19 protein-coding genes, 1 riboswitch and 1 other annotated feature are annotated in these 20,239 nt (G+C 52.5%); of the genes, 6 read left to right on the forward strand and 13 right to left on the reverse strand.

Annotation, left to right across the window (positions count from 1 at the left end; translation table 11 throughout):
• The first annotated feature begins 224 nt into the window (after nucleotides 1-224).
• The 3 genes from QZQ29_RS00600 (at nucleotide 225) to QZQ29_RS00610 (ending at nucleotide 5,331) form a co-directional block, all read left to right on the forward strand.
• Nucleotides 225-2,381, forward strand: coding sequence for a 3'-5' exonuclease (locus QZQ29_RS00600; protein ID WP_296958469.1), 2,157 nt, complete (start codon nucleotides 225-227; stop codon nucleotides 2,379-2,381).
• Nucleotides 2,382-2,836: 455 nt separating this feature from the next.
• A riboswitch (ZMP/ZTP riboswitch) is annotated at nucleotides 2,837-2,922 on the forward strand.
• A 65-nt stretch (nucleotides 2,923-2,987) separates the two neighbouring features.
• A complete protein-coding gene (locus tag QZQ29_RS00605) occupies nucleotides 2,988-4,292 on the forward strand; it encodes an OFA family MFS transporter (protein WP_296958472.1) in 1,305 nt (434 codons plus the stop codon).
• 133 nt (nucleotides 4,293-4,425) lie between these two features.
• Nucleotides 4,426-5,331, forward strand: a complete 906-nt coding sequence (locus QZQ29_RS00610; RefSeq protein WP_296958474.1) for a carbon-nitrogen hydrolase family protein — start codon at nucleotides 4,426-4,428, stop codon at nucleotides 5,329-5,331.
• A gap of 133 nt (nucleotides 5,332-5,464) precedes the next feature.
• Here the strand turns inward: QZQ29_RS00610 and QZQ29_RS00615 are convergent, their stop codons facing one another.
• The 7 genes from QZQ29_RS00615 to QZQ29_RS00645 all read right to left on the reverse strand — a co-directional run bounded on the left by QZQ29_RS00615 (nucleotide 5,465) and on the right by QZQ29_RS00645 (nucleotide 10,615).
• A complete protein-coding gene (locus tag QZQ29_RS00615) occupies nucleotides 5,465-6,649 on the reverse strand; it encodes a RuBisCO large subunit C-terminal-like domain-containing protein (protein ID WP_296958476.1) in 1,185 nt (394 codons plus the stop codon).
• An 88-nt stretch (nucleotides 6,650-6,737) separates the two neighbouring features.
• Complete coding sequence (locus tag QZQ29_RS00620; protein WP_296958478.1) at nucleotides 6,738-7,706, reverse strand: glycosyltransferase family 2 protein; 969 nt, start codon at nucleotides 7,704-7,706, stop codon at nucleotides 6,738-6,740.
• A 398-nt stretch (nucleotides 7,707-8,104) separates the two neighbouring features.
• Nucleotides 8,105-8,848 (reverse strand): hypothetical protein, encoded by a 744-nt coding sequence (locus tag QZQ29_RS00625; RefSeq protein ID WP_296958480.1) that lies wholly within the window; start codon nucleotides 8,846-8,848, stop codon nucleotides 8,105-8,107.
• 40 nt (nucleotides 8,849-8,888) lie between these two features.
• Complete coding sequence (locus QZQ29_RS00630) at nucleotides 8,889-9,260, reverse strand: hypothetical protein (RefSeq protein WP_296958482.1); 372 nt, start codon at nucleotides 9,258-9,260, stop codon at nucleotides 8,889-8,891.
• A gap of 128 nt (nucleotides 9,261-9,388) precedes the next feature.
• Nucleotides 9,389-9,700 carry a hypothetical protein gene (locus QZQ29_RS00635; protein WP_296958483.1) on the reverse strand — a complete coding sequence of 104 codons (312 nt, stop codon included), beginning with the start codon at nucleotides 9,698-9,700 and terminating at the stop codon, nucleotides 9,389-9,391.
• Nucleotides 9,697-10,296: a DUF1700 domain-containing protein gene (locus QZQ29_RS00640; RefSeq protein WP_296958485.1), complete on the reverse strand. Its 600-nt coding sequence runs from the start codon at nucleotides 10,294-10,296 to the stop codon at nucleotides 9,697-9,699. Before QZQ29_RS00640 ends, QZQ29_RS00635 begins: the two co-directional genes overlap by 4 nt.
• A complete protein-coding gene (locus QZQ29_RS00645; RefSeq protein WP_296958487.1) occupies nucleotides 10,289-10,615 on the reverse strand; it encodes a PadR family transcriptional regulator in 327 nt (108 codons plus the stop codon). Before QZQ29_RS00645 ends, QZQ29_RS00640 begins: the two co-directional genes overlap by 8 nt.
• 258 nt (nucleotides 10,616-10,873) lie before the next feature.
• Nucleotides 10,874-11,074, forward strand: a binding site (T-box leader).
• A gap of 176 nt (nucleotides 11,075-11,250) precedes the next feature.
• Between QZQ29_RS00645 and QZQ29_RS00650 the strand changes: the two genes are divergently transcribed.
• The gene (locus QZQ29_RS00650) at nucleotides 11,251-12,399 is read left to right on the forward strand and encodes an ABC transporter substrate-binding protein (protein ID WP_296958489.1); all 1,149 of its coding nucleotides are present in this window, start codon (nucleotides 11,251-11,253) and stop codon (nucleotides 12,397-12,399) included.
• Between the two features lie 658 nt (nucleotides 12,400-13,057).
• On the opposite strand, the gene QZQ29_RS00655 is transcribed toward QZQ29_RS00650, so the two are convergent.
• Nucleotides 13,058-13,756 (reverse strand): TonB family protein, encoded by a 699-nt coding sequence (locus tag QZQ29_RS00655; RefSeq protein ID WP_296958491.1) that lies wholly within the window; start codon nucleotides 13,754-13,756, stop codon nucleotides 13,058-13,060.
• Between the two features lie 335 nt (nucleotides 13,757-14,091).
• Between QZQ29_RS00655 and QZQ29_RS00660 the strand changes: the two genes are divergently transcribed.
• Entirely contained in the window at nucleotides 14,092-14,649 is a 558-nt protein-coding gene (locus QZQ29_RS00660) for a DUF2284 domain-containing protein (RefSeq protein ID WP_296958492.1), read from the forward strand.
• Nucleotides 14,650-14,880: 231 nt separating this feature from the next.
• Here QZQ29_RS00660 and QZQ29_RS00665 read toward each other — a convergent pair whose 3' ends face one another.
• From QZQ29_RS00665 to QZQ29_RS00675, 3 genes are read right to left on the reverse strand one after another with little or no spacing between them, the layout of a single operon-like run.
• Nucleotides 14,881-15,702 carry a D-alanyl-D-alanine carboxypeptidase family protein gene (locus QZQ29_RS00665; protein WP_296958494.1) on the reverse strand — a complete coding sequence of 274 codons (822 nt, stop codon included), beginning with the start codon at nucleotides 15,700-15,702 and terminating at the stop codon, nucleotides 14,881-14,883.
• A 10-nt stretch (nucleotides 15,703-15,712) separates the two neighbouring features.
• Nucleotides 15,713-16,036 (reverse strand): multidrug efflux SMR transporter, encoded by a 324-nt coding sequence (locus tag QZQ29_RS00670; RefSeq protein ID WP_296958495.1) that lies wholly within the window; start codon nucleotides 16,034-16,036, stop codon nucleotides 15,713-15,715.
• Nucleotides 16,037-16,095: 59 nt separating this feature from the next.
• Nucleotides 16,096-17,490: an NCS2 family permease gene (locus QZQ29_RS00675; protein ID WP_296958497.1), complete on the reverse strand. Its 1,395-nt coding sequence runs from the start codon at nucleotides 17,488-17,490 to the stop codon at nucleotides 16,096-16,098.
• Between the two features lie 209 nt (nucleotides 17,491-17,699).
• Between QZQ29_RS00675 and QZQ29_RS00680 the strand changes: the two genes are divergently transcribed.
• Nucleotides 17,700-18,605, forward strand: coding sequence for a radical SAM protein (locus QZQ29_RS00680; protein WP_296958499.1), 906 nt, complete (start codon nucleotides 17,700-17,702; stop codon nucleotides 18,603-18,605).
• 531 nt (nucleotides 18,606-19,136) lie between these two features.
• Here the strand turns inward: QZQ29_RS00680 and QZQ29_RS00685 are convergent.
• Both QZQ29_RS00685 and QZQ29_RS00690 read right to left on the reverse strand, forming a co-directional pair.
• Nucleotides 19,137-19,712, reverse strand: a complete 576-nt coding sequence (locus QZQ29_RS00685; protein WP_296958501.1) for a GNAT family N-acetyltransferase — start codon at nucleotides 19,710-19,712, stop codon at nucleotides 19,137-19,139.
• Nucleotides 19,696-20,091: a thioesterase family protein gene (locus QZQ29_RS00690; RefSeq protein ID WP_296958502.1), complete on the reverse strand. Its 396-nt coding sequence runs from the start codon at nucleotides 20,089-20,091 to the stop codon at nucleotides 19,696-19,698. The genes QZQ29_RS00685 and QZQ29_RS00690 overlap by 17 nt, the downstream gene beginning before the upstream one ends.
• Nucleotides 20,092-20,239 lie beyond the last annotated feature (148 nt).

Genomic DNA, 20,239 nt, shown 5'->3' on the forward strand with positions numbered 1-20,239 from the left:
TTAAGGAGTCCCATGACGAAGCAGTGCATAAAAATTCTTATAAAAGCAGACTCTATGAATTAATCAGTGCTTCCTTAGGGCGACACCACCACCCTTTGAACCCTCTGAACCCTCTGAACCCTTTGAACCCTTTGAACCCGGGCGGCGAAGCCGCCCATAGAACCCTTTTCATCTATCCCATCCTATTGTATAATAAGCTTAGAATATAAGTTCGGAGGGCAGCCATGGATACTTTATGGAATGAGCTGAATGATAAGCAGAAAGAAGCGGTTACTTCTACGGAAGGGTATGTGCGGGTTATTGCAGGGGCGGGGTCCGGGAAGACCAGGGCCCTTTCTTACCGGTTTGCCTACCTGGTGAATGAGCTGGGCGTTCTGCCGGGGCATATTCTCTGCGTCACTTTTACGAATAAGTCCGCCCGGGAGATGGCGCGGCGCATTCACAGCCTCACCGGAGATAACGATACGGGGTACATCAATACGTTCCACGGTTTCTGCGTGTCGGTGCTGCAGGAGGACAGCCATGCGGTGTCCTATCCGAAAAATTTCCTTGTCATCGACAATTCGGACATTGATGACATGCTGCAGATGATTTATGAGGAGCGGGGACTCACCCTTCGGGATATGCCCTTTAATAAGGCCCGGGACATGATTGAAATGAAAAAGTGCGTGTGGCGGCCGGAGTATTACAAAGACATGATTGCCATGCCCCTGTCCCTGCTCTACGAAAAGTACCACAAAGCGCTTACCGTGGAGGATATCATTTTCTATGGCTACCTGTACCAGGAAAAGAAATGCTTTGCCCTGGACTACAATGACCTCATCAAGTTCACCCTTTTTATTTTTGAGGAAAATGAGGAAATCCGTCTGAAGTGGCAGAAGCGGCTGGAGTACATTATGATTGACGAATTCCAGGACATCGACCCGCTCCAGTACAAGCTCATGAAGGCCCTCTGCGGCTACCACAACAACCTTTTCATCGTGGGAGATCCGGACCAGACCATTTACACCTGGCGCGGCGCCGATGTACGCTATCTTTTGAACTTCGACAGGGAATTCCCTCATGTGAAGACCATCATTATGGATGATAATTACCGCTCCACGCCGGAAATCCTGGATGCCGCCAATTCCCTCATCGACAAGAATGAGAACCGCATCCGAAAGGATCTCATTTCCCATAAGGAAAAGGGGGAGCCCGTGACCTGCATGCCCGCTGCAAACGGCGGAGAAGAGGCCAAAGCGGTGGCCCTGGAAATCAAAAGGCTCCATGATGAAGGCAGGAAATACGGGGACATGGCCATTCTGTACCGGGCCCATTATGTCACCCGGAATCTGGAGGAGGCACTGCTGAAGGCGGACATTCCCTATGTGATTTACAGCGGCGCCCAGTTTTTCGACCGCATGGAAATCAAGGACGCCCTCTGCTATCTCCGCATGATTGCTTTCAAGGATGACATGGCCTTCCGCCGCATCGTGAATAAGCCGAAGAGAAATATAGGGAAGCGCCGCATGGATTTCCTCACAGAAAAGGCGGAGGAAGGGCACATGAGCCTCTATGAGGCGCTGAAGCAGAATATGGAGGATCCCCTTTTCAAAAAGACAAAGGCCGCCGATTTCATAGAGCTCATTGAGTATTTTGCGAAAGACAGCATGGGCAGGCAGGTGTCGGAAGTGCTGTCTGCCATTCTGGATGAAAGCGGCTATGAGGAAATGCTCCGCACCGAAGGGAGCCAGGAAAGGCTGGACGACCTGGCGGAGCTGAAGCAGTCCATTTTTGAGTACGAAGCGTCGGCAGGAGAAGAAACATCCATTTCCGACTATCTGGAGCATGCGGCCCTCTTTTCCAATATGGATAGGGGCCCGGAGAAGGATTCCGTGCGGCTCATGACGGTGCACACCGCCAAGGGTCTGGAATTTCCGGTGGTCTTCCTCTGCGGCATGAATGAGGGCATCTTCCCCTCCCGGAAAACCAGGACGAAGAACGGTATGGAAGAAGAAAGGCGCCTTGCCTTCGTGGCCATGACGAGGGCGGAGGACCGCCTTTACCTGACAGAGGCGGAGGGGACAAACCTTGACGGTACGCCCCGTTTCCCTTCCCGCTTCATTCTGGACATAGACAGGAAGTACCTTTCCTTCCGGCCTGAGGTGAATGAATCCCTCTGGACCGCAGGAAAGGCCTACGTGGAAAGAACCAGCGCCTACCTGAAGGATGACGGTGAAAAGGGACATTTCCAGCCGGGCGACCGGGTGCGCCACACGGTCTTTGGGGCAGGTACCATTGAAGAGGTGGATGAAAAGAACAATTCCTACCGCATCCGCTTCGACAGCATGAATACATCAAGGGACATTGCCTTCAGGGCAAGGCTGGTGAAGGTGGATTAAGTCCTTGAGCGTCCTGACGGTGGGAAAATGTATTCCCGAAGGTTGACGCCCGCTTTGCGGGCGAAGGTTGATGGGGCCACCGGGCCTCTGGCCCTGGGCCCCAAAGGTTCTGTCCGGAATCGGCTGACGCCTTCCGGACGGGTTCCGGGCTCCGCTCTGGGAGTTATAAAGTATCGCTGCGCTGGCGAGGTATGGCGCCTTCGGCGCCAGTATAAATGCGACTGCTGAAATTGGCCCTTATCCTGCCCATAAAAAGGCTTTTCTATTGTCAGCTGACCGACCCCGAATGACGGTGTCCGGCGGGAAGAGAGGCGGCGGATAGCGGTCAGCTGACAGCCGTCTCACTGTCCCACTGTCCCACTGTCCCACTGAATTACCAGCCCACCATCCCACTAAGCAATATAGAATTTCCTTGACATACTTTTCTTTCCGTGCTATCCTGTATGCACAAAAGAAAGAGATACCGGAACTGACGGAGAAATGTGGAATTGACCACGTGAACCGGTATTTTCTGAATCAGCCGACCGTCTGGGCAGGGAAACCTACTCAGGCGGTCTTTGCGTCTCCGGTTTCCCTTCATTGCTTACTGCTTATGGAGGGATTTACATGAAAAAGAAAAATCGCTGGCTTATTGCCCTGGCAGCTGTGGGCATCCACATCTGCATCGGCAGTGTGTATGCATGGAGTGTACTGACGAAGCCGGTCATGGCGGCTATGGGTCTTTCCCTTTCGGAAACGACCTGGGCCTTTTCTATTGCCATCCTGTTTCTGGGACTGTCTGCAGGATTTCTGGGCGGCGTGGTGGAACGGATGGGGCCATCCCGCTCCGGTCTGGTGTCGGCGGCCTTCTTCGGCACCGGCCTTCTGGGCACGGCGCTGGCGGTTCATGTCCATTCGGCTCTGCTTCTCTACATCTTTTACGGTATGATTGGCGGCATCGGCCTTGGCACCGGGTACATCACCCCTGTTTCCACTCTGGTGAAATGGTTCCCTGAACACCGGGGCTTTGCCACAGGCCTGGCTATCATGGGCTTTGGCTTTGCTGCTCTGGTGGCAGGACCGCTCATGCGTTTCCTCACTGACACCTATGGTTTGACTGCCAATTTCCTTATCCTGGGCATTGCCTATGCGGTGATTATTTCCCTTTCCGCTTCCTATCTCCGTCCGCCGAAGAAGGGTGAAATTCCTGTGATGCTGGAAGAGGTGCTTCGCCGGGAAGCTGCCAAGGGGAATAAGAGAACTGTGGTAGGTCCCCAGATGACAAGGAAGGAAGCCATGCATACCTGGAAATGGTTTGCTCTCTGGTGGATTTTCTTTACCAACATTACCTGCGGCATCGGACTTCTGGCAGTGGCTTCTCCCATGGCCCAGGAAGTCATCGGCATGACACCGGTAGAGGCTGCTTCCCTGGTGGGCATTATCGGTATCGTTAACGGCGGCGGCCGTATCGTGTGGTCCACCGTTTCTGACTGGATTGGCCGCGGCATTACCTACATGGTGTTCTTTGCCCTGGAAGTATGGGCTTTCTACCAGCTTTCCATTACCACAGGAGGCCTCATTTTCCAGGCCCTGGTTCTTCTCATCATCAGCTGCTACGGCGGCGGCTTCTCCTGCATGCCGGCCTACCTGTCCGACATTTTCGGCGTAAAGCAGCTGTCCTCCATCCACGGCTCCATCTTGACCGCCTGGGGCATGGCCGGTGTGGCCGGTCCCCTCATTCTTGCCTTCATGAAGGAAAACACCGGCGGCTACGCAGCCACCCTTCACCTCTTCTCCGCCATGCTGGCCCTGGCCTTTATCATTGCAGCAGTGCTCCGCTGGAGGAATGAAGTGGATAAGAAGAAATGGGAAGTGAAGGAAGAAAAGAAGGAAATGGGAACAGGAAGGGTCAAGACCACCATGGCCTCCTGAAATCCGGCTTACCTAACAAAAGACAGATGTTGACTTTATGCTTCCTGCGAACTATACTTGAGGCATGAAGCAATGGTGCTTATAGGGATTTTCCCTGTAGGCACCTTTTTGTTTTTTCAAGGAGGGTTTTGCTATGAAGGATATCTGTACGATTTCTGTGGTCACTTTTCATCCGGTTTGGGGCGATAAGGCATCCAACCTGAAACGGATTGAAGAATATATCGAATGTGCTTACCGCAAAGGAAGCCGGATTGTCATATTCCCGGAAATGAGCCTCACCGGCTACGACGATGAAGCAGATAAGCCTTTCAAGGAAAAGATGCAGTATAAGCTGGCGGAAACGGTGCCGGGGCCGAGCACTCTGGAGGTGGCGGAGCTCACAAAGAAGCTGGGCATGTATGTGATTTTCGGCATGCCCATCAGGGACGACAAGAATCCGGATATCATCTATAATGGTCTGGCCATTTTCTCTCCGAAGGGACTGGAAGGGGCTTATCATAAAATGCATCTGCCCGCTCCGGAACCGAACTGGGCCACCAGAGGGGACAAGCCCTTCATCCTCCATTCCGAATGGGGTCCCATTGGCTGCGCCATCTGCTATGATAATTACGCCTTCCCTGAACTGACCCGCTATTATGTGGCCAAGGGCTGCCGGCTCCTGATTAACAGCACCGCCCTGGCCAAGTGCCACGGCCCCTATTTCGGCTCTCCCACCCTGGAAGCTTCTGTCATCCAGAACGGCATTTACATTGCTTCTGCCAATATCGGCGGTCTGGACGTGGATAATTATTTCTGGGGCGGCAGTTCCATCATCGGGCCGGGACAGAAGCATCCCTGGTCCTTCTATTATTACGCAGGCCGGAAATTCACCGATGAAGATGCACCGGAAATTGAAATGTTCACCGCCACCGTGGACCTGTCCCTGGCAAGCCGCTATGCCTTTAAGCATAACCCCGCTGTGGATGGAACGGACTGGAGGCCCGACAAGTACATTGAAATGTACAAGGATATCCTGAAGGACCCTGATTTCGGAAAATAACATAAAAAAGACTGTGAGGAAATGCATCCATTTCTTCACAGTCTTTTTTCTTATTCTTGCTTTCTTTAAATGACAGTGGGGCATTTCACTGTTTCACTGTCCCACTGTCCCACTGTCCCACTGTCTCACTGTCTCACTGCTGTGCTTCTTCCAGTTTCTGTAGGAAGAATTTCACATTTTCCGTGAGGTTTGGACCCTGGGTCTGGAGGGCGCCGCCGACGAGGAAAATGGTGTCGGGACCATAGGTTTTGTACATGTCCTTAAAGAGCTGCCATCTCATGCCGCCGGAGGGAATGGGGAAAATGGAGCGGAGGTAGGCCATTTTTTCATTGGTGCCTTCGCAGATTCTGGTGCAGGTTTCCCGGGAGAAGGAGAAGCGGCCGCCGAAGCTGGTGAAGATGACGGCGTCAGCGCCGGCGAGGCGGGAGAGCTGTCCGTAGTAGCAGAAGGGGGAAATGCCGGAATCTTTGGAAAGAACCTGGGGGCCTGAGAAGCAGGGATGGAGGAAGATGGGAAGATTAAAGTCCGGATCCCTGGCCAGGTCGCGAATCAGGGTGAAGCCGGTGATGGCAGGGGCTGCCATGATGCCGTCGGCACCGATTTCTTTGGCCTTGTAGGCCCGGTCCAGGAACTGGAGACCGTCGGCGGTGCAGTTGGCGATGTACATGCTCTTTTTTCCTGTCTTTTCCTTGGCATCGGCAAGGGCCATGACGCACTGGAGCACCCTTTCTTCAAAGGGCGCGTAGTCCTGGTTCATGAGGCTGTGGTCATCTTTGATGATGGGGCAGCCGCCCAGGGCCAGGTCGTACACCATTTTGCCCAGTTCCTTGGGGCTTCTGCCCAATGGTTTGATAGCGCTCATGAGGATGGGGCCCCGGGGTACGCCGCAGAGGTCACGGAGTCCCGTGCGGCCGAAGCGGGGGCCGGGGTAGTTGTCATACATGGATTCCGGAAGGTCGAAGGACATGAGTTTGATACCGGGCTGGAGGCTTGTATTTCCGAAAAGCATATTCAAAAGCTCTGCCATTTCATTTCCCACGGCGGCAGGGTCATAGGAAATGGTGGCGTAATAGGCGCCGGGTTCAGCCTTTTTCAGGTCTTCCATCTGGCCTACGATGGTGTCACCGATGGGGGTTCCTTCCACCAGTTCGTAGGGGCATTCCACGGTCTGTTCTACGCAGATGCCGAAGGCCAGCTTCTTGGCTTCTTCGTAGTCCGGAGCCGCAATGCGGTAGGTGGCGGTGAAACGGGAAGACTGGGTAAGGTCTTCCTTCAGCTCTTCAAAAAGTTCGCTTTCAAAAAAGGGGGTATTACTCATAACTATATCCTTCCCGGCAGGAGGCAGTCACTCAAAAGAAGCGGGAAATCCCGCTGCCTTCTGCCTTATGAAATTGGAAATCAGGGAATCATCGGTCTTGGCCCCGATGTTCGTGGGTTTGATGATAGGGATTGTCCCCGTGAGCGGCGGTGTCGTCCGAGAGCCAGTACAGGGGACGGTTCCTTGTTTCTTCAAATACGTGGCCTATGTATTCGCCCAGGATGCCCAGGCACATGAGGTTGAGGCTTCCGAAGATGGAAATCAGGATAGTCATGGTGGCCCAGCCGGGGACGGCCTGTCCGGTGATGACGCAGTAGAGCACGTGGAGAATCAGCAGGAATCCTGCAAAGGCGGCTAGAAGTCCGATGTAGAAGGAAATGCGCAGGGGAATGGTGGAGTTGGTGATGATGCCGTCCATGGCGAAATGAAGCATTTTCTTCATGGAAAATTTGGAGACCCCTGCATGACGGGCGGGCGCTTCAAATTCAATGGCGGCCTGCTTGAAACCAAGGCCTCCTACAATGCCGCGGATGAACCGGCTGTGTTCCCGAAATTTCAGGAAGGTATCCAGGGCCTTCCTGTCCATGAGACGGAAATCGGAGCCTCCCGGTACCACCCGGGTGGTGGAAATGGAGTTAATCACCGCATAATAGCCGGCGGAGGTGAGCTTCTTCAAAAATCCGGCGTCTTCGGTGGCGGTGCGGATGGTCTGTACGACGTCATAGCCTTCCTGCCATTTTTCAATGAGTTTGGGAATGAGGGCCGGCGGATGCTGCATGTCTCCATCCATGGTAATCACCGCATCTCCCCGGGCAAAGTCCATGCCGCAGGTAATGGCAATCTGGTGCCCGAAGTTCCGGGCAAAGGTGAGAGCCCGCACGTGGGGGTCATGGTCTGCCAGCTGATGAATCAGCTCATCCGTACGGTCCCGGGAACCATCATTGACGTAGATGATTTCATAATCCATACCCAGGTCCTTCATGACTTTCGTCACTTCATCGTGGAAGTAAACTACATTGCCTTCTTCATTATAGACAGGCGTCACAATTGATATCATAATAATCCTCCAGGTCAGGCTGTATGCCAATGTATATTATAACACAGAAAAGGGGACGGTTTGGCGATTTTGTCCGGCTGAAACGGGATAAATCTATGGATTGATACTATTATATCGGCCTCTTTCGACGGTGCAATTAATTAATTTTAAAGTTTTTATAAAGGGGCACAGAAAAAGAGCAGGAGGGGAATCCTGCTCTTTTGCCAGAGGGTATTGGGTTATGATAAAGGTAAAATTAGGGAAGCGCTGATTAAATCGTTGTCTGCTTTTATTCTAGAATTTTTATGCAATGCGAGGAATGGGATGACGCGAATAGCGAGCTATTTAAGGAGTCCCATGACGAAGCAGTGCATAAAAATTCTTATAAAAACAGACTCTATGAATTAATCAGTGCTTCCTTAGAATTGTGCGTCTTCCGGCACCCGCGGAACAGGGCCTCTTCCATTTCTATCATGACGGCGTCCATCGTAGTGATGGCGTCCATCCCTGTCGTCTTTGTCAAAGCGGCGCTGATGGCGTCCATCGTAGTGATGGTCTCCGTCCCTGTCGTCTTTGTCGAAACGGTGCTGATGGCGTCCATCATAGCGGTGGTCTCCGTCTTTGTGGTCTTTGTCAAAATGGCGCTGATGGCGTCCATCGTAGTGATGGTCTCCGCTTTTGTCATCCTTGTCGAAACGGCGCTGATGGCGCTCATCGCAGCGGTGGTCTCCGTCCCTGTCGTCCTTGCCGAAACGGCGCTGATGGCTTCCATCGTAGTGATGGTCTCCGTCTCTGTCATCCTTGTCAAAACGGCGTTCATGACGGCCTTCATAGGGATGGTCATCATCCTTATCGCTGCGTTGGAGGGCGGAGCGGCTGTCCCTGAAATCTTCACCTCCTTTGCGGTCCTTCACTTCATCGGAAGGGGCGGCGGGTTTTTCCGGCCGGAGTTCTTCCTTCATGGGCCTGTGGATGACCGGGCCATTGGAACGGTCCGCATTGATTAAGGCGATGTGGTAGTCCCGGCCTGTGCTTGATACGGGGCCGGCGGGCTCTTTGGCTTCCAGGGAAGCGGCGGATACGCCATTTCCCATCGCAGCGCCTGCTGCGGAGATGGAAATCAAAAGGGCTGCGGCTAACATTGTTCTTTTCAGGTTTCTCATAGTATAACCTCTTTTGAAACAGGCTTTTCAGAGTATTTCATTACAGGCGGTGCCAGGTAATGCCGTCATCGTCCTGTACATTTCTCTTTTCCGGATTGCCTTTCTGGGCATCCCTTTCTCTGGCTTCCGGATGCTGTTCATAGTACTTTTCTTCCCAGGGTTTCAGTTTGCGCTGCTGTCCCTGGTCCTTTTTATCTTTCAGTTCTTCTCGGTCTTTTTTGTCCTTATGGACCTTCTGCTTCTTTTCTACGTGCTTCTTTTCCCTGTGAACCTGGGGATGCTGTCCCTGGTCCTGCTGGATTTTCGGCGGATGGTCGTAATCAGCGGCGGAAGCGGTGCCGGCAAAGAAGAAACCGCCGGCCAGTGCCAGGCCTGTCATGGAAGCGGCGATGAGTGCATTTAACTTTTTCATAATGGAACCTTCCTTTCAAATTCTGTAAACTTGTTTCCGAGGGAGCTTCCCTGAAACTCCCTCATCCTATTCTGGGGATATATATAAATCAATGGCGGAGCTGGTATTCTCCAGCCACGATGGACAGATTAGCTATTCTTATCAGGTGCCTCGCGTTTATTTCCCTTTGGGTTATCCTGATGGTCACCGGGCATGTTTCTATCGGGGCCCATGCTGTCCTGGTCATGGTGGTTTCTCAAGTCTTCCCGCATTCTGTCATTGGCAGGCCCGTTTTTGAAATCCTTCCGATCCTTCGACCAGCCTTTGAAATTTTCCATCATTTTAGGGCCGTTGTCCGCCATCCAGCGGTGATAGGAGGGGAGGTCATTGATTATGAAGGAAAAGGTGCCGATGATAAGGGAAATGACTGCGAGCACCACGGAGATGAGGATTTTCTTCATTTCGGTTCACCGCCTTTTGCACTGAGCTGGCGGAAACTGTTTTCAATGGCCCGGCTGCCTTCCCTGGCGATGAGATAGATGGAAAGGGCGGTAAAAATGCCGAAGCTTCCGATGGAGGCCAGTGTGAGGAAGCTGAAGCGGGGCAGCGGCGCCATGCCGTGGAAGGGAACCAGGTTGGTGGAGAAGAAACCAATCACCAGTCCCGCGGCAGCCAGCACCACAATGGCCATGATGATACCGGCGGCGGTGAGGAGGCGGGCAGTCATGCGGGCTGTGGTTTCTGCGGCGGCGGGAAGCCTGGGGCTTACTTCCGCCCAGGTCTTTTCCACTTTCTCCTGGGCGCCTTGGGCCATTTCCTTGGCCCTGTCCTGCAGCTGGCTTCCCTTTGTTTTTTCATTCACCACGCCTTCCGACTGGAAGGAATTGTAAATATCTTTGGGACTGCCCAGCTCTTTGGCGATTTCTTCCTCCGAGAGGCCCCGCTTTTTCCCTTCTTCAAAGTGGGATTCATAGTCTGCCAGGATTTCCTTCACTTCTTCTGCCCTGGCATTGCGGAAATAGTATCTGAGCAGGTCTAAAAATTCTGTTTCATTCATGGGTATCGCCTCCTTCTTCCAGTATTTTCTTGACGGCTTTTGTAAATTCGGTCCATTCCTTGAGGGATTCTTTGAATTCCTCCCGTCCGGCGTCGGTGATGCGGTAATATTTTCGGGGAGGACCGTTATGTGATTCCGCCAGGTAGGTATCTACCAGGCCGTCTTTCTTGAACCGGTTCAATAGGGGATAAATGGTGCCCTCCGACATTTCAATGTACTTTGAAATCTCAGTGACCAGCTCATAACCATAGTAGTCTTTCCGCCTGAGCATGGATAGAACCACAATTTCCATGACGCCTTTTTTCAGTTGGATGTTCATGGCTTTTCCTTTCTGAGGAATCAGGGGTTCTGCATAAGGCAATGCATCGGTCTCTTCATTAATTTGTAGACTGATGGTCATTTCCTGCTGCTAACAATATATCACAAAGTACTTTGCAATGCAAGGTACTTTGTGAAGCAAATAAAAAATATCTACAGAAATCATTCATGACGCCATGTATGCTGAAATGGCAATTTCCTGTTTTCCCTATTGACGGATGGGAAGAGATTCGGTATCATCATAGGCACATTCAAACCAGTACATGCTGTGAACGAGAAGGAAACAGACAGGAAGCTTCAGAGAGCCGGCGTATGGTGAAAGCCGGTGCGGAAAATCTGCGGACTATCACTCGTGAGCTTCCTGATTGAAAGAATTTTCCGTAAATCAGGACGTAAGTCCCCGTTACAGGACAGGCCTTCAGAGTATAATGCAGGGTGGTACCGCGAATTCGCCCCTGTCCCGTGGTGGACAGGGGCTTTTTGTTACCTCTTCTTATGCATGGCGGCTGAGAGATAAACCGGAGTGGTACCGCGCGATGCGCCTCTGTCTGATATTTCAGGCAGAGGCGTTTTTTGATGGGTATCCCCGCAGAGTGAAGATTGCACATGTGCTATTCCATTTCAAAGGAGAAAAAGATGATGGATTGGAAAAAAGGACTCAAACTGGCAGGCCTCGGCCTCATGATGACAGCTGCATGTGCAGGACTGACCGGCTGCGGCGGAAAGAGCGAAGGCGCCGGAAGCGGAAAGACGGCCAAGGTGGGCTTTATCAACGGCGTTTCCGGCGGCGTGGCTTCCTACGGCCTGGCGGAAAAGGAAGGCTTCGACATGGCGGTGGAGGAAATCAACAGGGAAGGAAAAATCCACATGGACGTGGAAATGGTGGACACCAAGGGCAATGTGCAGCAGGCGGTGTCTGCGGCACAGAAGCTGATTGCCGCAAAGAAGGTCATCGTGGTGGGGCCCCTCATTTCCGGTGAATACAAGGCGGTGGGGCCCCTCTTCCAGCAGGCGAAGATTCCGCTTTTAGGCGTGGCTACCACGGCGGAAGGGCTCATGGACATCGGTGATTACATGTTCCGGAACTGCGTGCCTGAATCAAAGAATATCCCCCAGACCGTTCAGAAAACCCATAAGCTTCTGGGCTATCAGAGGGTGGCGGTGCTCTACTCCAATAATAATGAACACCAGGTGTCCGCCTATAAAACCTTCAAGAAAGCGCTGGAAGATGAGGGCGTGGAAATCGCGGCCACCGAAACCTTTGCAGACAAGGACACCGACTTTTCCGCCCAGCTTACCAAAATCCACAACGGGAATCCCGACGCCGTGGTGGTGGCAGGCTATTACCAGGAAGGGGGACTTATCCTGAAGAAAATGCGGGACATGGGCATGAACCAGCCGGTGCTGGGAGATAACGGCTTCATGTCGCCGGAGCTTGTGAAAATCGCAGGCCCCGCCGCAGACAATGTGTACGTCTCCTCCATGTGGTCCCCGGACAGGGACTCCGAAGCCACCAGGAAATTCGTGAAGGACTTCCGGGCCAAATACAACCATGACCCTGACAACTTTGCCGCCTGTGCCTATGTGTCTGCCAAACTGGCAGCAAAGGCCGTGGAAAACGCAGGCACCACCACGGACTCCAAAAAGGTGCGGGACGCCCTGGCTAACATCAAAAACTTTGAAAGCGCCGCAGGCCCCATGACCTTCAATAACTCCGGCGACCCGGAGGTGGACCTGGTGCTCCTCAAGGTGGAAGACGGGAAATACAGGGCAGTGAAAGTGTAAGGAATGAATGCCAAAAGGGCAGTGAAGGAATGATTTTCATTTCGTCACTGCCATTTTCTATGTGGTTTCCTGTCGGTATGCTTGGCTAAGGTGTATCACCACAGCAGGAAACCCTTCGCAAATAGTTTCCTGCCGGTATGTTTGACCAAAGTGTATCACCAAAGTAGGAAACTCTTCGCGAATAGTTTCCTGCCGGCATGCCTACCCAAAGTGTATCATCTCAATAGGAAACCTTTCGCGAATAGTTTCCTGTCGGTATGAATGCCCAAAGTGTATCATCTCAATAGGAAACCTTTCGCGAATAGTTTCCTGTCGGCATGTTTGACCAAAGTGTATCACCAAAGTAGGAAACCCTTTACCAATAGTTTCCTGCCGGTATGCCTACCCAAAGTGTATCACCACAGTAGGAAACCTTTTGCGAATAGTTTCCTGTCGGTATGCCTAACCAAAGTGTATCACTTCAGTAGGAAACCTTTCGCGAATAGGTTCCTGTTGGAATGCTGGACCAAAGTGTATCACCATAGTAGGAAACTTTTCGCCAATAGTTTCCTGTCGGCATGAATACCAAAGTGTTTCACCTCAGTAGGAAACCCTTTGCCAATAGTTTCCTGTCGGCAGGCTTGCCCAAAGTGTATCACTACTACAGGAAACCTCTTTTTTACACCGTTATGGAAATCGCAGTTTCCGCTTCTATGGCCTCATTATCGGGATTTCTGGCGGGGGAGAAGGTCCACTGGCGGAGGGAGCGTTCTATGTAGCGGGAAAGGATTTTGAAATCGGAATCGCTGAGGGTAAGCCCTTCCTTCTGCACTTCCGGCGGTGCAGTCATTTTCCCTTCCCCGTCAATGGACAGCTTCACTGAAAAGGTGGGGTGGCCGCTCCTTTCGGCGGCCTGCTGCTCCTTGTCTGTCATATCCGCCATCACCTGTTTTTCCGGTGCTGGCGGCACGGAGATCATGGCGGAAACGAAGCGGACCGGAATGCGGACGGTAAAGGGCACCGCCTTCTCTCCCCGGCGGGCGGGACGGAAGGTCCAGGATTCGGCAGAGGAAGCGGCGTACTGGTCCAGAATGAGGGAGGAAGAGCTTTCGGACACTTCCTCATGGGTTACGGCGCCGTCTTCATTGATGGAAATGATGAGCACCGTGGCGGCGGAGTGGGGCAGCTGGGAGAGAGCGTCATGGACGGCGGCGGACTGGGGCAGCATTTTAGTCGATTTCACAGAAGGCGGCACCATCTGCTCTTCCGTAATGGGGCTGCCATCCTTGTCAAGGTACACCCCTTCCTCCGGCAGGGCGGCGGAGGCGGTAAAGCCCAGGGATAGAAGGAGGGATAAAGAGATGAGGACTTTTTTCATAAAGACTCCTTTGAGAAAATATGATTTTAAACTCATGAAATATGAGATTTACAAAAAGATTTCCTTTATCTATTTTAATAAACCGGATAGAGAAGAGCAACCGATTTCTAGGGAAGCGCTGATTAAATCATTGTTTGCTTTTATTCTTGAATTTTTATGCAATGCGAGGAATGGGCTGACGCGAATAGCGAGCTATTTAAGGAAGCCCATGACGAAGCAGTGCATAAAAATTCTTATAAAAGGAAACTCTATGAATTAATCAGTGCTTTCCTAGGGCAGAACGTGATACAATCATATCATAGAAACTTCATGGAAATCATAGGAGGGAGATCATTATGAATAGAGAAGATATGGTGGAACTGATGAAGGAAGCACGGAAGGCCGGTGCGGCGGACGTCAAAATGGTGGACGTGACAAAGGTGAAGCGGGGCGTATGGCCAAGGATGAAATGCCAGTTCGGCTGTCCCCAGTACGGAAAATGTCTCTGCTGCCCGCCATACACGCCGGATTTGTCACAGATGAATGAATTTCTCAATGAATACACCCTGGGCATCCTGGTGAAGCACACAATGCCCATCAAGCTGGAGGAGTGCAGGGACTGGCAGGAATTCGACATCCGCCTCACCAATGGCCTGCTGGATATCCTGCTGAAGGTGGAAAAAGCGGCGATGATGAAAAATTACTATAAAGCCTTTGCCCTGAAGGCCGGACGCTGCGGCCTGTGCAAAGTGTGCAATCTGGAGCACTGCATCCACCCTGAATCTGCCCGGCCTTCCCTGGAAGCCTGCGGTATCGACGTATTTGCCCTGGCCCGTGACAACGGCTTCGACACCCGGGTTCTCACCGGGCCGGTGAAGGAAGTATCGGTGTACGGCATGGTACTTGTGGAATGATGGGGGAGTAGAGCCGGTGATGCCCGGCTAAGGAAGCAATGATGTAAAAAGTCCGAAAAGAAATGTGAATCATTTTTCTCGGACTTTTCCATTACCCATGCACTCTTCTGGACTTTTAAAATGACAGCAGGCTGCCCGCTGCTGCCCTTCGCTCAAAATGACAGAGTCCCGCCCGTAGTCTGAAGCCGGAAGCCGGAAGTCTGATTGTCTGGCTGCCGGATAGGGCTTCGGCTATTTCCCGTCGGTCCTTTTTTCTTTTATCAGTTCAAACCCGTAGTCCAGAAGCTCAGCGGCCTCCGCAAACCGGCTGTCCGTATCCCTGGAATGCATGACGATAACGATGAGTTCATGGTTATCCCTGATGGCGGAAGCGGCCAGGCATCCTCCGGCAGCGCGGGTCCAGCCGGTCTTGATGCCTGTGGCTCCGGGGTAGGTGTAGAGGAGTTCATTGCTGTTTTCACAGGTGAAGATTTCAGCGGGCCGGATATAGCGTATCTGTTTCCTCTTTGTGGAAACGATGCGGCGAAAGGTTTTATTTTCCATGGCGTACCGGGCAAGACGGGCCATGTCTTCGGCGGTGGAGTAGTGATTTTCATCAGGCATGCCGTTGGCATTGACGAAATGGGTGCCGGTCATGCCGATGTCCTTGGCCTTTTCATTCATCATGTCCGCAAAGGCGGGAAGGCTGCCGGCGGTGTTTTCCGCAATGGCCGTGGCGGCGCCGTTGTCGGAAAGCATCATCATCTGGTTTTGAAGGTCTCCAAGAGAAAGCCATTCCCCGCCAGTGAGGGCGGTGGACTCCACGTCCGCCGCGTTTGAGCTGACGGACACCGTTTTGTAGGGATTTCCTTTTTCTATGGAGAGGATGCAGGTCATGATTTTCGTCATGCTGGCGGGATATTCCTTTTTTGTCCCGTTCTTTTCATAGAGAAACCGGCCGCCGGCGGCGTCCATGATGACGGCGGCGTCGGCGGTGATATCCGGCACGGCGGCATAGGCGGGAAGGCAGGTGATGGTGAAGGATAAAGCAAGAAGGATGGATTTATATTTCATGAATATCTCCTTATTTTTCTGCACCGAAGAGATTGAGCAGGATGCAGCCTGCGATGATGAGGAAGATGGCAAAGATTCCGGTGGCTGTCAGTTTTTCGCCGAAGAAGAACCAGGAAATCAATGTGGTGGCCAGGATGCCCACGCCGCTCCAGGTGGCATAGGCGAGAGCCAGGTTCAGGGACGTGAGGGCCCGGGAGAAGGAGAAGAAGCAGAGACCGTAGGAAATGAGGCAGCCCGCGGTGGGCAGGATGAGGGTGAAGCCATGGGACATTTTAAGGAAGGTGGTGCCGGTGAGTTCCATGGCAATGGCAAAGAACATGAGAAAATAGGCCATAGGGGATTCCTTTCAATAGAAAAGCCTGCGCCGCATGGCGCAGGCCGGAGTTGAAACAATCAAAGGAAAATATACTTCAGAATGAAAATCACGGTCAATGCCATCATGAGGACGCTTACCTTGCTCCTGTGCCCTGTGAGCAGGTTAATCAGGGTGTAGGTGATGGTGCCGAAGGAAATGCCTTCTGCAATGCTGTAGGCAAAGGGCATGGCGATGATGGTGAAGTAGCAGGGGATGGCTTCGGTGGGATCATCGAAGTCAATGCCCGTGACGGCGGTAAACATGAGGAAACCTACGATAATCAGGGCCGGTGCCGTGGCAAAGGCAGGAATGGCCATGAAAATAGGGGAAAGGAACATGGAAAGGAGGAAGAGCACTGCCACGGTGACGGCGGTGAGGCCGGTGCGGCCGCCTTCGGAAACGCCGGAGGCACTTTCTACATAGGTGGTGGTGGTGGAAACGCCAAGCACGGCGCCTACGGAGGTAGCTACGGCATCAGCCATGAGGGCGCCCTTGATATGGGGCAGCTTGTTGTTTTCATCCAGCATGTTTGCCTTGGAGGACACGCCGATGAGGGTGCCGATGGTATCGAAAATATCAACGAAGAGGAAAGCCAGGAGCACCACTACGAAATTGAAGGTGCCGATCTGGGAGAAATCCAGCTGCATGAAGATGGGGGCGATGCTCTTCGGTTCAAAGGAAGCAAGGCCGCCGGAGAAATTGGGCAGTGTGCTGAAGGCGCCTACCGAAGGATCCGGTACGTAGAGACCGGAGATTTCACAAAGAACACCCAGAAGCCAGGTGAAAAGGATGCCCCAGAGAATGTTGCCCCTTACCTTCTTCACCATGAGGATGGCGGTGAAAAGGACGCCGATAATGGCCAGCACCACCGTAATACCGGTGGTATGGAAGGTTCCGGCTGCCATGGCTCCTTTGAAGGAGAAAAGGGAAATCTTGGTGGCAGGATTGGCCACGATAATCTGGGCGCTGCCCAGTCCGATGAAGGCGATGAAAAGGCCGATGCCTGCGGACACCGCTTTCTTCAGGTTAATGGGGATGGCGTTGAAGATGGCTTCACGGACATTGGTGAGGGAAAGAATGATGAAAATGATACCTTCCACGAAAACCGCAGCCAGTGCCATTTCCCAGGAATAGCCCATCTGCTTCACCACGGTGAAGGCAAAGAAGGCGTTCAGCCCCATGCCCGGTGCCAGGGCAAAGGGGTAATTGGCGAAAACCGCCATAAACATGGTGCCCAGAAAGCCTGCCAGCGCCGTGGCGGTAAGGACGGCTCCCTTATCCATGCCTGTGGTGCTCATGATACTGGGGTTGACGGCAAGAATATAGGCCATGGTCATAAAGGTGGTAATTCCTGCCATGATTTCGGTCCTTACGGTGGTATGACTTTCCGAGAGATGGAAAATCCTCTCCATGAGACCTGCGTTGTTTTCCATGAGAAAACTCCTTTCGAATTGAAAAGTTTCCTGCCCTATCCGGGCAGAACGATTTTTACGCCTTTATTATAAGATTTTTACCAGATTGAATCAATGAAATTTATGGATTTATGGAATGCGGATATGTCATTCTTCCATGAGGAAAAGGAAGACCCTGTGTGCTACAATAAAAAGATACCGGCAAAGAGCCGGCGAAAAAGGAGTACATCATGAGTATATGCAACATATGCCCCAGGGCATGCAAAATAGAAAGAAAACTGTCGGTGAAGGACAAAGGAAATGTGGGCTACTGCCGGTCAGCCATGCTTCCCGTCATTTCCAGGGCTGCCCTCCACCACTGGGAGGAACCCTGCATCGCCGGCAGTCGCGGCGCAGGCACCGTGTTCTTTGCAGGCTGCAACCTGTCCTGCGTGTACTGCCAGAACTATGAAATATCGGAAATGAGGAAGGGCATCGAAGTGTCGGTGGAGAGACTTCGGGAAATCTATTTCGAACTCATAGCAGAGGGCGCCCATAACATTGACCTGGTGACCCCTACCCAGTACACCCACGCCATCTTCCAGAGCCTCCGGGACCCGCTTCCCGTGCCGGTGGTGTATAACTGCGGCGGCTACGAAAGCGTGCACACCGTGGCCTTCCTTCGGAAAAAAGTGCAGTGCTGGCTGCCGGATTTGAAATACGCCGACCGCCGCGCCGCGGCTAAGTACAGCGATGCGCCGGACTATTTCGAAAAAGCCACGGCTGCCATTGAGCAGATGTACCGCCAGACAGGGCCCTATGAAATGGACAGTGACGGCATCCTGCAGAAGGGCGTCCTCATCCGCCACCTCATCCTGCCGGGACAGGTGGAAAATACGAAGAAAGTGCTGGAATATGTGGCGGAAACCTTCGCTCCCGGCGAAGTGCTCTTCAGCCTCATGCGCCAGTACGTCCCCTGCGGCAGGGCGGCGGAGTACCCTGAAATCAACCGGCCCATTACGGATGAGGAATACGAAGAATGCGAAAGCTATATGGAAGAACTGGGCATCGAAGACGGCTACGTCCAGCAGAAAGCCAGCTCCGACAAAATGTTCATTCCCGCCTTTGATGGTACGGGGGTGCTGAAGGGAGAATAGGTGGGACAGTGTACTAGTGTACTAGTGTACTAGTGTACTGGTGTGCTAGTGGGACAGTGGGGCAGTTATCCTCCCTCGCTGCTGTCCTCTGACCGAGTGTTGATTCCTGCCGGAGGCCGTCATCCTGAGCGCAGTCGGGGTCAAGGGGGCAGGCTGCCACCGGGCTTCGCCCTAGGGAAGCACTGATTAATTCGCAGAATCGAACTTCATATGTATTTTTATCCAATGCTGCGTCATCAGTCTCCTTAAATAGCTCGCTATTCGCGTCGACTGATTCCTTGCATTGAATAAAAATCCAAGAATGAAATCCGATAACGATTTAATCAGCGCTTCCCTAGGCGGCCGGTTCGGCCCGGGAATGGCTTCGCCTTCCGGACCGGTTCAAAGGGAACTTATAAAGCCCACTCCGTGGAGGCAATGCAGGAGCCTTCGGCACCATTTTATAATGCGCCCGATAGGGCGCCACCACAACCCTCTGAACCTTCTGAACCCTCTGAACCCTTTGAACCTTTGCATGTGGGTGACATTGCATTACAGCCCCTGAAATGCCACAAAATCTCCAGGTTTCTCAGGTCTTTTTCCTATCATTTTCTCCATCCACACCATGTCATACCAGCGGTGGAATTTATATCCGCAGTGATGGAAGAGGCCTGCTGTCTTAAATCCCATATGTTCATGAAAAAGAGGACTGTCCTTTGGAAGGAAGGGGTCCTCTTTTTCTGTAAATGCAATGCAGGCGTACAGGTTGAACACCTGCTGCTTCAGGAGAATCTCTTCCATTCGGGCATAGAGTTTTTTCCCGATTCCCCGGTGCCGGGCTTTGGGGGCAAGATAGATGGAAAGCTCCGCCGAGTGCTCATAGGCCTTTCTGGGATGGAAGGGACCGGCGTAGGCATAACCCAGGATATGGCCTTCCTCTTCTGCCAGAAGGTAGGGATATTTCTCCAGGGTATGGGCTATGCGTTCTTTGAATTCTTCCGGCGCAGGCACTTCGTATTCAAAGGTAATGGCCGTCTTCTCCACATAGGGCTTGTAAATAGCAAGAAGGGCGGCGACGTCATCCGGTGATGCCTGGCGGATGGAAATTTCCTTACTCCCTTCTTTCATTCCTTTTCTCCGCCTTTTCCATAAACTTTACGCTGTCCACCAGAAAGCGGTCATGGTCCGCTTCCCCGATATCTCCGTTTTCATCGGAGGCGGTGATGTGGAAGGAAATCTTCTTTCCCCTGACTTCCGTCACCGTGGCGGTGACGGTGATAGTATGCCCCGGCAGGGTGGGCGCTTTGTGGATGAGGGAAATGGAACCGCCTACGGTGGTTTCATGGCCGGAAAGGAAGGGGGCAAGGGCTTTTACGGCCGCTTCTTCCATGGCCGCCGACAGCACCGGCGTGGCCAGCACGGGGAGGGACCCGCTCTTTACCTTTTCTGCGGTATCTTCTTCTGTAATGGTTCTTGTAATCTGTGCGGTGATTCCTTTGATTATCATGGGTATGCTCCTTTGCATCAATGCCTGTTATCAGCCTCTATAGATTAGTGCTGAAGGCTCTTTATACAATATGATATAATTATAGAATAATCTTTTCAGAAAGAGATTTCCACATTTTACTTCCCTTGACATTGTTTGAGAGGTGCAA

Origin of the sequence: uncultured Dialister sp., assembly GCF_900538805.1 — a bacterium.
Classification (GTDB): Bacteria; Bacillota; Negativicutes; order Veillonellales; family Dialisteraceae; genus Dialister.